Annotated in this window: 8 protein-coding genes and 6 pseudogenes; 12 read left to right on the top strand and 2 right to left on the bottom strand. The window is 58.8% G+C overall.

Annotation, left to right across the window (positions count from 1 at the left end):
• The 9 genes and pseudogenes from RAD10_RS25090 to RAD10_RS25050 form a co-directional block, all read left to right on the top strand.
• A pseudogene (locus tag RAD10_RS25090) lies at positions 1 to 108 on the top strand (IS3 family transposase); the annotation flags it as partial.
• 40 nt (positions 109 to 148) lie between these two features.
• A pseudogene (locus RAD10_RS25085) lies at positions 149 to 540 on the top strand (IS5 family transposase); the annotation flags it as partial.
• Between the two features lie 698 nt (positions 541 to 1,238).
• Positions 1,239 to 2,570 (top strand): annotated as a pseudogene (locus RAD10_RS25080) (condensation domain-containing protein); the annotation flags it as partial.
• 279 nt (positions 2,571 to 2,849) lie between these two features.
• Complete coding sequence (locus RAD10_RS25075; RefSeq protein ID WP_461619595.1) at positions 2,850 to 3,902, top strand: KamA family radical SAM protein; 1,053 nt, start codon at positions 2,850 to 2,852, stop codon at positions 3,900 to 3,902.
• Positions 3,903 to 4,042: 140 nt separating this feature from the next.
• Positions 4,043 to 4,682, top strand: a pseudogene (locus tag RAD10_RS25070) (IS30 family transposase); the annotation flags it as partial.
• A 4-nt stretch (positions 4,683 to 4,686) separates the two neighbouring features.
• A pseudogene (locus RAD10_RS25065) lies at positions 4,687 to 4,977 on the top strand (integrase core domain-containing protein); the annotation flags it as partial.
• 489 nt (positions 4,978 to 5,466) lie between these two features.
• Positions 5,467 to 5,946: an acyl-CoA dehydrogenase family protein gene (locus RAD10_RS25060; protein ID WP_461619589.1), complete on the top strand. Its 480-nt coding sequence runs from the start codon at positions 5,467 to 5,469 to the stop codon at positions 5,944 to 5,946.
• Positions 5,886 to 6,632 carry an acyl-CoA dehydrogenase family protein gene (locus RAD10_RS25055; RefSeq protein ID WP_461619594.1) on the top strand — a complete coding sequence of 249 codons (747 nt, stop codon included), beginning with the start codon at positions 5,886 to 5,888 and terminating at the stop codon, positions 6,630 to 6,632. The genes RAD10_RS25060 and RAD10_RS25055 overlap by 61 nt, the downstream gene beginning before the upstream one ends.
• Positions 6,633 to 6,883: 251 nt before the next feature.
• Complete coding sequence (locus RAD10_RS25050) at positions 6,884 to 7,102, top strand: hypothetical protein (protein ID WP_461619588.1); 219 nt, start codon at positions 6,884 to 6,886, stop codon at positions 7,100 to 7,102.
• 1,257 nt (positions 7,103 to 8,359) lie between these two features.
• Here the strand turns inward: RAD10_RS25050 and RAD10_RS25045 are convergent.
• The gene (locus RAD10_RS25045; RefSeq protein ID WP_461619587.1) at positions 8,360 to 9,259 is read right to left on the bottom strand and encodes a beta-keto acid cleavage family enzyme; all 900 of its coding nucleotides are present in this window, start codon (positions 9,257 to 9,259) and stop codon (positions 8,360 to 8,362) included.
• Between the two features lie 622 nt (positions 9,260 to 9,881).
• Here RAD10_RS25045 and RAD10_RS25040 point away from each other — a divergent pair.
• From RAD10_RS25040 to RAD10_RS25030, 3 genes and pseudogenes are all read left to right on the top strand, one after another.
• A complete protein-coding gene (locus RAD10_RS25040) occupies positions 9,882 to 10,226 on the top strand; it encodes a hypothetical protein (protein ID WP_461619586.1) in 345 nt (114 codons plus the stop codon).
• A gap of 434 nt (positions 10,227 to 10,660) precedes the next feature.
• Complete coding sequence (locus RAD10_RS25035; protein WP_461619585.1) at positions 10,661 to 12,139, top strand: CoA-binding protein; 1,479 nt, start codon at positions 10,661 to 10,663, stop codon at positions 12,137 to 12,139.
• Between the two features lie 567 nt (positions 12,140 to 12,706).
• Positions 12,707 to 13,579, top strand: a pseudogene (locus RAD10_RS25030) (IS3 family transposase); the annotation flags it as partial.
• A 589-nt stretch (positions 13,580 to 14,168) separates the two neighbouring features.
• Here RAD10_RS25030 and tnpB read toward each other — a convergent pair.
• Positions 14,169 to 14,390, bottom strand: a complete 222-nt coding sequence (gene tnpB, locus RAD10_RS25025; RefSeq protein ID WP_461619584.1) for an IS66 family insertion sequence element accessory protein TnpB — start codon at positions 14,388 to 14,390, stop codon at positions 14,169 to 14,171.
• Positions 14,391 to 14,603: the final 213 nt, after the last annotated feature.

Below are 14,603 nucleotides of genomic sequence, written 5' to 3'. Positions count from 1 at the left end.
GGCAGTCCCCGCGTCCATGCCGTCTTGCGCAGGCAGGATCGTGGCGCCAGCCGTGGCCGGATCGAACGGCTGATGCACCGGCACGGTATCCGCGCCATCATGGCACGGCCGCGCTGTGTGCGCACTGAGCGACGCGGCGTGGGAGCGGATGGCGCCGCTGATCATAGGTAGGCCTGACCAGAAGGGCTCCACCGGGCGCGACAACCGGATGTTCGCGGAAGGTGTGCTGTGGATCGCGCGTACGGGTTCGCCTTGGCGCGATCTTCCGGAAGCGTTTGGGGATTGGAACAGCGTGTTCCGTCGCTTCAGTCGATGGAAGCACCAAGGGTGTCTGGTGGCGGATCTTGGAGGCGATGTCCGATGATCCGGACTTATCTGATCCGTCGACTCCACCATCGTTCGGGCGGATCAGCACGCCGCCGGGGCGAAACAAGGGGTCTGAAAATCAGGCGATCGGCCGCTCGCGCGGGGGCCTGAGCACCAAAATACATATGGCCCGGCTTGGGGTGTCCCGTGCGGTTCACGCTGACTGCAGGTCAAATAGTCAAGAAAGCCTGAGAGCACTCGCCAAGCGCTGCGGGATCAATCAGAAGACTGTCGCGAAGCGGAAGCAGCGCGAGACTGTCGCCGATCGCTCGACAGGTCCGAAGGGAGCCAAAATCGGAGGTGTCCCCAGTGATGGTGTAGCTCGCTAGAGCAAAGCCGCCCGCACGCGCGCCTTCACATGGCGCCGTAGCGGGCGGCTTTGCGGTGGTCATCGAGGATTCGTCGGGAAGGTTGGGTTGCAACATACAACCTGAATCGAGGAAATCGCTGACCGACGACATGACGACCTGGAGGACGCTTGATTTGATTCTCTTTCTCAGCCTGTCGACATGCTTAAACGTTCGAGTTCCAAGATCACTAGCCTGGGTTTGAACAGGCTGACCCAGAAATCTGTTTCCTGCGAGACGCGGCGGACGAATCTTTAGACCACCTGAAACGCCATTCACACTGGATCCAGCAACGCAAGCGCGTCGGCAGCAGAGCCAAAGCGTCGCCGGGGCTTATGTTCGATTCAACGCGCCAAGGTGAGGAATCCGACACGTTGGGACGCAAGCATGTCGACGTCACGGCGCGAACTACAGGTTTTTGCCTCCTTCAAGCAGGTGCTCGGGCGCTTTCTCTCGTGGCACGCCGATTGCTGAGACTGCTGAAAGTTCCGTTAGCGTCTCGATCTCTACGGCCAAGAGGTTAACATGAATGAATTTCGGACGACCCAAATCGAGGGGGCAGTCGCCGCACAGTCGAGCGCGCTTCCGCCAATTGAAGCTCTACCGCGTCCATCACGCGTGCCGTTGTCGTTGCGTCAGCATCGGCTTTGGCTTCTCTCACGTCTGAGCGACGGTAGCGACGATTGTCACATCCAGACGAGGCTTCGGTTTCGTGGCCAGCTGGATGAGCCAGCACTGCAGTCGGCCGTAGATGGGTTGGTGGCGCGCCACGAGGTGCTGCGCACAAAGTTCGGGGTGGAGAACGGCGAGCCATTTCAAGAGATCGGGCCGGCGCAAACTGGACTACCGTTGAGACTGGATGATCTGACGGCGGTGGCTGATGCGGATACGACACTCTCCGAACTCATGCGTTACGAAATGGAGATGGCATTTGAACTGGAAGTCGGACCACTGATACGCGCACGGCTAGTGCGCTTGGCAGTCGACGACCATGCGCTGCTGATTACTATTCACCACATAATTTCGGACAGTTGTTCGTTGAGGATACTGACGCGCGAGCTCAGCGAGTTCTACACTGCCTTCCGGCAAGGCGCCGCGTTTCGGTTGAGGGCCTTGCCGGTGCAGTATGCGGACTACGCTCTTTGGCAGAGTCGTTGGCTCTCGGGCCAAGTGCTGCAGCGTCAGTCGGAATACTGGCTCCGGATGCTGGCGGGCGCGCCAGTAGTGCTGGGTCTGCCGACGGACCGGCGGCGTCCGCCGCGCCCGGACCACGTTGGCAGCGAAATCAATTTTACGCTGCACGAGGATCTCACCGAGCAGCTCAAAGCGCTGAGTCGTGGCACGAGCTTGTTCGTGAGGCTGCTGGCAACCTGGGTGTTGGTGCTAGCGAGGTTGTCGGGTCGAGATGAACTGGTGATCGGCACGTACCATGCCAATCGGACGCGCCCCGAGATTGACGGGCTTATCGGCCTATTTGTCAACCCCTTGGCGCTGCGCATCGATCTGTCGGGTAATCCAAAGTTGGCGAATTTGGTGGAGCGCGTGAACGCCGCGGTGCTTGGGGGGGAGGCGCACCAAGATCTCCCTTTTGAACAGATTGTGGAGTTGGTCCACCCACTTCGCACTCACAGTCAGATCTTCCAGGTTACGTTCGCATACCAACACAATGCTGTTGAGCTAGCGGAGTTACCGGGACTGAAAGTTGAGTATGTAGACCGGTACATGCGGTACGATCTGGGGCTTGAGATTAATGAGATGGGCGCCGAGATTCATTGTAGACTAATTTACGCGACCGCATTGTTTGAGAGGAGCACCATCAAGCGGTTTGCGGACCATTTCCAGCAAGCGCTGAAGCAGATGGCGGCGGCCTCCGGAGAGCGGGTTTGGTCGGCGCAGCAGCGTCAAAGTGTCTTGACCGAGTGGGGTGCGGCGGAAGCAACTTATCTGCAGGACCGATACATCCGCGAGCGGCGTGAGGCCGAGTCTCGACGAAGTCTTCAGGCCGTCGCGCTCGACGACGAGTACCAGAATCCAAGTGGGAGCGAGCTGAACGTGTGGGCGAATTCGACGGCGGCCACCGTTCGCTCGCCTACATCATCGCCGGTCAAATCGGACCCACGTTCCCACGCTGGGCTCATGAGATTCATCGAGGGGACGCGTGTCGTTCCTAAAGATGAGTTGCAGGCCAACAGCATTACGCGTTATCAGGTCACAAAATTCTATCGCGAACAGATCACTAACAGCGGTTACTACGACCAGCTTAAGCATATCGTGGAGCCCTCAGTCAGGGAGTTCGAGAGCCATGGCAATTTGGATACCAGCGGCGAGCACGACAACACGGTCGCGCCTGGACTTCAGCACAAGTATGCCCAAACCGGGTTGTTGCTAACAACGGACCGCTGCGCTTCGTATTGTCGTTTTTGTTTCCGCAAACGCCTTGTCGGCAAGGAATCCGACGAAATCGCACTTAGTTTCCCTCGGATTGCGCAATATATCGGCGGTCACCCGGAGATGACGAACGTGTTGCTATCGGGAGGCGACCCATTCGTACTGAGCAGCGCCAAGCTCGACAGAATTCTTGATCATCTACTGCCTATCCCTCACCTAGAGACAATTCGATTTGGCACAAAAATGGTCGCGTTTGAGCCCAAACGCTTGGAAGATCCCGCGGTCGCGGATTTGTTCCGCCGGATACATAAATCGGGTAAGAACGCAGCAGTGGTCACACACTTCGATCACATCGGTGAAATCTCGGTTGATGCCGAGCGCTGCATTCGCTCTTTGCGCGCACTGGGCGTACAGTTCTTCAATCAGTCTGTGCTCCTCGCGAAAGTCAATGATGATGCCGAAATCCTGGCGGCGACGTTCACTAAGTGCCACCAAATGGGAGTCCGCCCTTATTACCTCTTTCAAGGCAGGCCGGTGAAGGGCGCATCACATTTTCAAGTTCCGATTCGCCGAGGACTAGAGATTGCGCGCGGCATCAACCAACGTCTCAGCGGGATCCAGAAGACATTCAAATACATTATGTCTCACTATACAGGAAAAATCGAGATTCTCGACCTAGGAGCAGATGACCGCGTGTATATGCGGTACCATCAAAACAGAAACCCCGAAAAGATAGGAAGGATTTTTTCCCGGCGATACGTCGAGGCTGCCTGCTGGTTGGATGACTTGCCCGAAAGCTGAGATGGAAGGCCTCGCAACCCTGATTGCAGCATCAGCGCGCGTGGATCACGAACCTCTTGCCGCGTCCGAGCGGCTGCGCCAATTAATCGTGATGGTCCCGCGCGTAGCGCCGTGGTTAGCAGCTATGTGCTCGCGGGGTATTACGGATGCCCAGAGCGCGCGTACGCAGGCGAGGCAAGGGCTTTGTCTCCCCGGAGATCATGATCAGTGAGCGCCCTGCTGAAGCTGCCGATCGAGCAGTGCCGGGACATTGGGAGGGAGACCTCATCCTCGGTCTTGGTAGCTCGGCAATCGGCACGCTGGTCGAGCGCACGACGCGCTTCACGATGCTATTGCACCTTCCCCGGTTGGCAGGGCATGGCGAAGCTCCGCGCGTGAAGAACGGACCTGCGCTCGCGGGACACGGGGCCGAAGCCGTGCGCGACGCGATCAGCGCACCATCATCACCTTACCCGAAGAACTGCGTCGCTCGCTGACCTGGGATCAGGGAGCCGAAATGGCTCAACACGACCGTCTCAAGATCGATGCGGGTATCCAGGTCTACTCCTGCGACCCGCAAAGCCCTTGGCAGCGCGGCACTAACGAGAACACCAACGGGTTGCTGCGGCAGTACTTCCCGAAAGGCACAGACCTGAGCATCCATAGCGCCGACGAGATATCCGCTGTGGCAGCGGCCCTCAATGCCCGGCCGAGAAAGACGCTAGGCTGGAAAACGCCGGCGGAGGCGCTTGACGAATTGCTGTCATGAGTGAAAACAACTGTGTTGCGACGACCGATTGAATCCGCCCAATACGTCTCCATCAAATACACCGAGCGCCTGGCTGAAGCAGGCGTGGAGCCTTCTGTCGGCAGCGTCGGAGATTCCTATGACAACGCTCTCGCCGAAACCATCAACGGCCTCTACAAGGCCGAGGTGATCCATCGGCGCGGGCCATGGCGAAATTTCGAAGCCGTCGAGTTCGCGACCCTGGAATGGGTGGACTGGTTCAACAACCGGCGGCTTTTTGAACCCATCGGCAACATCCCGCCGGCTGAAGCCGAACAACGCTACTACGCCATGCTGGAGCAACCCGCCTGGCGGCATAACTTAAACCAAATGGCCTCCGGCAATCCCGGGGCGGTTCAACCACTTTCCGAACACTGGCGCTCTCAAACTGGGACTCTAGAACGACCCGACGCTGGGTGCAATGATGTCCTCGCTGCCAAGAACATGCCGGAGGTGTACTTAACCGCCCTCACTCTGCAGGCGATCATGCCGCACGGAACATCAGAATCCATGAGCGAAGCTCGAACGTCGGCCTCTCTGACGGTGCCTGGGGGAGGCCGCGGGGGAGGTCGTTGAAACGAGGCGCCCTGCGGCCCCAAGGAAGGTGCTTGGCGCAACCGCAGTGGCTACAACGTCGCCGTACAGGCGCCACTGTCGTGCGGAGGTTTGGCGAAGGTATCTAGGCCCCGAGGAGCATGCGCACTTCGCAACCAACGGATCATCGATAAGGCGGCCCGGCATTCACGGCCCGTCGCGACACATTCACCATACAGATATCCATTCACGGGAACGAGAATCATGCTCGATTTTTCACTCAGCGACGAACAGAATATGGTCCGGAATTCGGTCCGCGCCTTCGTCGACAAAGAGATCATCTCCCTCGAGACGCAGGTTCTCCGCAATGAGCGTGAGGGCCGTCCTGCGCTCGAGCCCGGGCAACTGCGAGACCTACAGCTGAAAGCGAAAAGCGCGGGCTTTTGGGGCATCACCATTCCGAAAGAGTACGGCGGTGCCGGATTCGGAGCGATCATAAACTCGCTCATCAATATTGAATGCGGGCGCACCTTCGTCCCGTTCAAGTTCGGCGGACACGCTGATAACATCCTGTTTTCCGGGACCGAGAGCCAGAAGCAGGAATATCTTATCCCGACGATCGAAGCGAGCGGGTCAGTTGCTTCGCGGTTACCGAGCCTGACGCCGGCTCGGAAGCCACCGCAATTCGTACGCGTGCCGTACGCGACGGCGACGACTGGATCATCAATGGCGAGAAGACCTTGATCGCCGGCGGAAACGAGGCCGACTTCGTGATAGTGTTCGCCGTCACCGATCCGAACAAGGGCGCTTCGGGCGGCATCACTTGCTTCCTCGTCGACCGCAAGATGGGCTGGCGGTCTCAACCCATCCCGACGATGGGCGAATGCAGCCCGGCATCGCTCGTTTTCGAGGATGTCCGCGTCACGAGTTGCAACATCCTCGGGGAAGTGGGATGGGGCTTCAAGCTGGCGATAAAATGGTTTGGTGCCAACCGCTACCTGATCCCTTCGGCGGCCGTGGGCGCGTCAGAGCGCCTGCTCGAAATGGCGATTGAATATTCGAAGAGCCGGGTGTCCATGGGACACCCCATCGCGGAATACCAGGCGATCCAGTGGCAGATTGCTAATTCGTATGTTGAGATCGAGTCCGTGAAGTACCTGATCCTCCTCGCCGCATGGCAGGCGGAGAACGGACACGACGCGCGGCACACATCGTCGATCGCGAAACTGGCCGGTTCGATCACCGCCAACAAGGTCGTTGATCGTGTCATGCAAATCCACGGCGGGATGGGGTACACCACGGAATTGTCGATCGAACTGTGGTACCGCAAACTACGAGTATATCGCATTTACGAAGACACTGACGAGATCCAGCGACGCACGATCGCGCGAAACAAGGGTCACGCCAAGCTCGGCGTGATCGGCGCTTAGGGTGTTCGGTTCCAAGCTATGGATGTTGCATCCTTGTCGCACGATTCGAAGGATGCGTTATGGGGTTTTCGATGCCGATGTTGTGTGTAAAAACGCCTGGACGTCTTCTTCTCGACGAAGACACAGATGACTCCCTCCTCGATTTCCCAGCTCGAGGGCGATGTCGCGTAGCCAGTATTCCTCTTCACCACGGTCCTCCGCGGCCTTGGCAATGGTGGTGACGTGATAGACCTTTGTTGACGTGAGTGGTCGTGCGGCTTGAGCAGATCGCTGATGCCGATGTCCAGTTCCCAAGGCAGAAGCTCGTCAAGCCGATGGGCCGAATGATCAACGATGCGGACAATGATGTCGATGAGCTAAGCTTGCGGATCAACACCATTCATTTTGGCCGTTTATGCCGCCCGCCGCCCTATGCCGAACGGTTCTGGAGAGATTCTCTCGTCTGCGAATACTCGCGGCCCTTCGGGTGAACATCGCCCCAGCGCCATTCGGCATAGACTGGCGCCTTATAGCGCTCAAGGAAGGCGAGCAGGCGGTCGCTTGGCCGGAAGCGGGTTTGTTTGCTATGCTGGCACTGCTGAGCTTTGCCTGGGCGGCTTCCTAGAGCGCGAGATGGGCATGCAGGTAGGTCTGCGTCGTTTCGATCGATTCATGACCGAGCCATAGCGCGATCACCGAACAATCGATGCCAGCTTGTAGAGCTCCATCGAAGCGCTGTGCTTCAGCACGTGGGGCGAGGCCTGCGTGGACACCAGCGACAGGCATCTTTCGCTGTCGACGCGTACGTACTTGGCCAGGGGCGATTTGACACTGTCGGGGCTGAGCCGTCCCCCATGAATGTTTGGAAACATCGCGTTCGCGCTCCGGCACGCCGGTTCCTTGAGCCATGCTTGGAGCACTCCGCGCGTGCGAGGTGAGCTGTGTGCATCGTTCTTCGTCCCTTGCCGGTGCATCGCACATGGGCGCCGACGCCGAGATGGCTGGCCTCCAATCGAGGCCAATCAGCTCGGAGAGGCGCAAGCCTGATTGGGCCGCGAGCAGCGGCAAGGTGTAATCGCGGCGTCTATCTCGCGCGATCTGGAGTGGCAAGGATCGCCTCGATCTCGGGCCGTGCCAGGAAATGCACTGGCCGCTTGTCATGGCGCTTGCTCGCTATTGCGAGGGCTCCCTGGATAAGCGTTATGGACCGGCTTGTCGAAGGACTCCAACCGGAAGAAAGAGCCGAATGGCCGTCAGGTGCAAATTGCGCATCCTGACACTGACGCCTCGCTTGGTCTCGAGATCAGCCAGGAATGCAGTGATGAGCAGCACGTCTAAATCTTCGAGGGCCAAGGCCGACGGGGCTTGTGGAGCCGCGCTGCAAATGTGAACGGTAGCCGGAACGTGTTCCTGTAGGTCGCAATTGTGTTGGCACTGACATCGCGCCGACGCATGAGCCGCTCGGTGAAATACTGCTCCATAAGCGTGGCCACGCAGTTCGGCTTCTTGGCCTCCCGCCGATCGAGGCGCCGGGCCGCCTTTCCATTAGGCTCGGATAGGTCGAGAGGTACCAATAGGTGTCGTGCACGCAGGAGTGACCAAGACAGGTGGAAAGCGCCGGAAGCCGCTGCTAAATTTCGTCTCGCTGATTAACTTCTGCGCCAAAGCAAGCAGCTCGCAGCAACTCAATGACACGTCCCACCAACAGCCCGACGGCTCGCGCCCGGCTCAGACTTCGCTTCACTCTCTCAATCGTGGGCTCTTAATGCGAGTTTCTGGCGCACCTCATCCGGGCTCATTACCCGCACTCCTATCCTCTCGAGAATCTCTACTGCTCTCTGCACGAGTTCGGCGTTAGTCGCCAGACGGCCCCGAGAGAGGTAAAGATTGTCCTCTAGTCCTACCCGTACGTTCGCGCCAAGCAATGGTGCCAATGCCGTATACGGAAGTTGCATCTGTCCAATTGAGAAAGCCGAGTAGATGGCCCGCGGTGGAAGCTTGTGGACCAGCGTCATCAACGTGATTGGATCGTTCGGTGCGCCGTAGCGAATCCCCATGCACAGCTGGATCAACGCCGGATCGTCGATCAGCCCCTCGTCGATTAAATCACGCACCAGCACCACCTGACCGATATCGAACACCTCAAGCTCAGGGCGCACACCTAGCTCCTTCACGCGTGCGGCCATCGTGCGCAGCGTCCCGACTGTGTTGACCATGATGTCCTGGCCGCGTCCCCCCCAGTTCATCGTGCCGCAATCCAGGGTGCAAATCTCGGGGCGCAACTCTTCCACATGCACCAGCCGCTCAAACGCGCCCGCCATGTCCGTCCCCGCCGGGTTAGGGGGCAGAGGGGAGTGCGCGTCACCCAGCATGAGGTCGCCGCCCATGCCCGTGGTCAGATTGATCACCGGATTCACATCCGACTTCCGGATACGCTGCACCACAGCCCGATACAACGCCGGATCCCGCGAGCCCCGCCGTGTCCTCGGATCACGCGCGTGAATGTGCACCACGGCTGCCCCTGCCCGAGTGGCCTCAATGGCAGAGTCCGCGATCTGCTCCGGTGTCACCGGCACATGCGGGCTTCGCTCAACCGAACTCGCAGCCCCCCCCGTGACCGCACACGTAATAAACACCTCAGAAATCATGTTCACCTTCTCCTTAAAAGCTTGACCAGCACCGAGTGCGATAAGCTCTAGAAGCGTCGCCTTTGACTCCGAAGTAACCAGCCTCACCGCGTATGCAGCGCTAACCGCGGGTCTCATCGGGAACTTCTAATCAAAAGCTGCTGCGAACGCCGTCGCAGCCGCATCATCATCTAAGCAATAAGCGTGCCGCCTCCGGGCTGCGGCGCTCAAGTGCAACAGCTTCAAGATCAATGCATCGGCTGCGCATTACGCGTGCTCCCGCGGGTAGCGCGGTGATGCACCAGCTTCAGCCGGCGGAGCCGCGCTGGATTCCGAGCACCGCGGGTTTCGGCCGTCAGCGGCGGCTGGGTTTTCTCTTCAAGCGCAGTTCACTTGCCATCTAGCTCGTAACAGATCAGGATCTTAACGGATGCCGCTATGATGAAGGCTGATACTCAGTGGGGATCCCCGTGTTCGGTCGGTGGGCTTGGTCGGAAATTGTCTCGCCAGCGCCAGGGCGGGAACACTGGCTGCGGGCCGCTCTTGCTGACGCGACCGTGATGGGCTCCCAGGCACGACTACCGCACTCGCGAGTTCAGCTCGAAATCGTTCACCGTCTTCTGCGGGCTGTTGAATCGGGCTGATGGCGCCGATCGCGGAGTCCTCGATTGTGTCCTGCGCGATCTCACGGTCGAGCAGTTGGCACCAAGAAATCTCATATCCGTTACCAGCCCCACTGGCCCACCGCATCGAGAGCGTGTTCGCCGGCGTGCGGCACAAGACGGTGCCGAGAGACTGGTTGTCGCCAGCCATTGCCAAGCTGATGGTTTTCAAGCTGAAGCTTGCCGCAGCAAAGAGCATGGCAGGCTCAAGGCCACAAGTCAGTTGGCGAAAGCTCAACGGAGGTGTCAAATTCAACGACGTCACGTCATCCAAATGCCGGCGAGCCACGGAGTCTGATCATCTCATCACCCAAAATCCCGCATAGCTCTCGCGTGGCGATCGCGACTGTTCCATGTGAATCCTCTCGAACCTGATGAGCGATCATCCAACCGCTCGTCCCGGTGGCAGCTTAAGCGCGCGATTGCGGGCTGAGGCATTCGTCCTAGCAGTTCGTTCCAATTGTTTCGATAAAGAGCTGATTGAGGACTTTGCATCAAGCAGGGGCGCGCCTCTGTGAAGCTGCAAGACCTCCGCTCCCCCCTGTTGCCGAGGCATTGCCACAAACCCTTGTCGTTTCGCGCGCAAACCGCCGCTCATGTTGTCCGATGTGCGACACCGATACGACGGCTGTCGCGCAAAATCGCCGCGGTGGTGGCGGGCGAACTTCTTTCAATGGGGCTTAGACGCTGATGCGCTTGAACTCCGCTGGCATATTCCGTGCAATTGCACTGCGGAAATACTCAGTGAGAGGAGAGCGGAATGTCTTCAAACGCGCAACATTCAGAGATGACCAATGGTACACCCGATCTTCGATCCCTGTTTGAGCCGCATGGAGTTGCCGTTATCGGTGCCTCGCCGAAACCAAGCTTTGCGAAGACCATCCTTAACAACATTGTCTCTTCTGGCTTTGACGGAAACGTCGCCGCCGTTAACCCCCACTACACCAAGATCGACGGCATTGACTGTTATAGGTCCATCTCAGATGTTCCGTTCCAGATTGACCTGGCCGTGCTATGCGTTCGGGCTGAGAACATTCTGTCTGTCCTGGAGGAGTGCAAGAGACAGTCAGTTGGTGCCGCACAGATTATCTCGAGCGGCTTCGCGGAACTCGGCTCTGAGGAGGGGCGCGCAAGGCAGCAGCAACTTCAGCGCTGGGCAGAAAACTCGGCGACAACAATCGTTGTCGGGCCCAATTCATTTGGAGTCATCAATCTGCACCGGCCGATAATTGCCGTTGGGGACAGCAGGACACCCGAAATCGTGGCGGGAAGCGTTAGTGGTGTCTTTCAGAGCGGACAGATGGCTACAATAATTCACCCTCTGATAAGCAGGGGCATTGGGATTAGCAAGATCGCGACGACTGGCAACGAGGTCAGCGTAACAACAGCCGAACTAATCCATTTCTTCGCTGACGATCCACAAACCCAGATCATTGTGAGTTATTCCGAAGGCATTGGGAATCCAGAACGCTTGGCCGCTGCCTGCACGCGCGCGAGGGAACAGAGCAAGCCCATTATTATGCTGCGCGTTGGCGCTCATCCTGAGGTGCGAAAGGCCATCAACCGACATACAGCAACAGAGACCACAAACACCTATGAACGTGATATCCATTTCCTAAAAGACCTTGGTGTGGTCATGGTTGATTCGGTCGAGGACTTAGTCGAAACCGTCGTCGCTTTCAACGCGTCCCGCAAGCCGCTGGGTAATCGCATTGCCGTTGCGAGTTTTTCAGGTGGAATGGGCAATATTATGACCGACCTGATTTTGTCGACGCGGGGCCTGAAACTCGCTTCATTCTCCAACCAATTATGCGATCGGCTGGCGGATGTTCTGCCTAAATTTGCAAACAGCTTCAATCCGCTAGATCTGAGTGGTCAGAGCGCCTTTGATACTGAGGTCCTGAGAAGTTGCATGGAGGTACTTGGACAAAGCGGCGAGTTTGACATTCTTCTTTGGGGCAAGGACCTTCCGATGAGCATCGAAGATGAGTCTCCGGTTGCCCTCGCTCTTAAACAGCTGATGGCGCAACATCCTGAAGTCGTTGTTATCCCAGTCTCACAGATGAGCGGAGCCTGTCAAGGCAAGGAAATTCATGTAAGCCCGCCCATGTTCGCTGGCCGAGCACTCCTGCAAGGTACGGCGATCTCGGTTCGCGCTCTGGGCAGGGTGATCGAGTGGTATGCGTCGTCGGGCTCAAGGCCAGCGCTGCCGAAGAGCGTGCTGCAGGGGACGCAATGAGCAAAAGCTGCGCGGCTTCCGGTAACGCATTCGGTGAACGTGGAGATCCTGATCGAAGCACAAGCAGATGATAGAAGGGCTCTTCAATTCGGTCTTCGAGTAAGTCGCGACTAACACGCGATCAGCCAGTGAGGGGCTCGACGGCCCCCAAAGGAGGCAGAGGGCCCGCTGACTGCCCGGTCCTTCGCCGTGACCATCGATGACCCCACTCGCTTCAGACATTCCGCGGACGCCTAACACCAAGACGTTATCAATCCGGTGAGATAGATCGCTCTGGGTATCTCCAAGCGCGGCAACCACCAGGTTCGAGCTTATTTGTTCGAGGCAGCGAACGTCCTGCTGACTGTTATGCGCTCAAGCGATGGGGCAGCAAGCTGGCCAAACGCATCGGCGCCAAAAGGCCAAGGTTACAGTCGCTCGCAAAATGGCTGTTATCCTTCATGCCATCTAGACCGATGGCACCGAGTTCCAGGCAGAGATGCGCACTGCATGAACCAGTCTTAGACCAACAGATCCGCCTTCGGCGGAATAAGCGTACCTGCCGGGAGATGTGGTGATGGCGCGTCATGGCCGCACGCCATTCAGGAAGCGGCGGCCGAGGTAGTTGGTCCTGGCGGTGGCAACAGAACGAGCGAGCCCGCGGTGGACGTGAAAACGCTGCACGCCAAGATCGGGGAGCTGACGCTGGAGAACGATTTTTTAGAAGGCGCGCTCAGCAAAGACGGCCTGCTGAGCGCAAAGCGATGATCGACCGTGAGCACGACCTGCCGATTACGAAACAGGCGGAAGTTTTGAAGATCAGCCGTGGCAGTGTCTATTATCTACCGCGTCCAGTGTCGCCCGCCGACCTCGCGATCATGCAACGGCTCGACCGGCTGCATCTGGAGTTTCCTTTCGCCAATTCGCTAATGTTGCGAGGCCTGCTGGCTGCCGAGGGGTGTAAGATCGGCCGCCGACATGTTAAAACGCTGATGCGGCGGATGGGGATAGAGGCGCTCTACCGCCGGCGGCGCACACCAAGCCCGAGCCCGGCCACAAGATCTATCCATATCTGCTGCGCGGGATGGAGATCACGCGCCCGAACCAGGTCTGGGCGATGGACATCACCTACATCCCGATGGTGCGCGGCTTCGTCTATCTCGCAGTGGTGCTCGACTGGTTCAGCCGCCGGGTGCTGTCGTGGCGCGTCTCGATCACGATGGAAGCCGCCTTCTGCGTCGAGACGCTGGAGGACGCTCTCGCTCGCCGGCGCCTGGCGCGACAACGTGTTCGTCGAGCGGTTGTGGCGCAGCGTCAAACACGAGGAGGTCTATCTGCGCGCCTACGACACCGTGTCCGATGCCCGCGCTCGATCGGCCGAGGCGTCCCCACTCGAGCCTTGATGGCGGCACCCCGGATCGAGCTTACTTCAACCCGCTGCCGGTCCGCGCGGCAGCCTAACTCTGGCAGAAGCTCCACTTATCGACGCGGAATTGCTGTTCAGACAACCGGGGCCAGCTCAGGCTCTGGGGCAGGGCTAGCGCGGGTTTTTGGGAGGTCGCGAACCGAGATTAGATAAACGGGGCACCGTGGGCCGCGATCGGGTTAATGTCGCAGCTAAGCACTAGCCCTTTCCGAGATTGCGGGTGGATCACGTGAACGCTCGGACCCGAAGTCTTCACGTGCTGCCACTGGCAGGACATCTCCCGCTCGGGTGCGGCGGGTAAGCGTTTTGAGGCGTGCGAAAAATGTCTTCGTCTGCCTCCATGCGCCGTATTCCGCAGCCGCGACACGCAGCGCACAATTTTGCCGGCACGGCGTTTGCTGGACGATAACGATTCGACATGGCGTTCCGCCCACACCCAGGAGTTTTGGTTGATCCAATCAATGCGATCGCTGGGCCGGCAGGCCCCGCTCCTTAGGCCCTCGATTTACTATGCCGCTGATTAACTCGGCTGTTGCGGAGGTGCGTCTGCTGTGACGTGTGAACGCGCTTCCATCGGGCCCTTCGAGGACCGCCAAGAACTGCGCGGCGCTGAGACGGATGAGCCTACAAGCTCGGCCAGACGAACTGCCGTGACATGCCTAATCCGTCATGCCGGAGGATCTTGATCAGATCGCCGCGGCGGCCCCGGAAGATATAGAGATAGCCAGCGTGCGGATCGCGCTTTGAAATCTCCTGAACTGTAAGAGCCAGGCTTCGCATGCCGCGACGCATGTTGGTGTAGCCAGTCGCGATCCAAACCCTGTCGCCGCTCGGAATCGGGATCATTGTCGCCGCAGCAGCTGTAGAAATCGCTGCGGCGCCAACCTCCACGTGTCAACGCGAACGCGGCAGCCGCCAAGCTCGATCGCGATGATTCCAGCCGTCACACGCTGCGCAGGCGGTGAAGACGCCAACTGTGGTGCGTCGCTCGAGATCGGAGCCACCACCAGGCGGATCTGGACGGGAACGAGATCTGGCGCGGAATTTCCGCTCAGTCGA

Source organism: Bradyrhizobium sp. 23AC, from assembly GCF_054863025.1.
The sequence above is the reverse complement of the archived record's forward strand: the minus strand, read 5'-3'. Positions and strand labels throughout refer to the sequence as shown.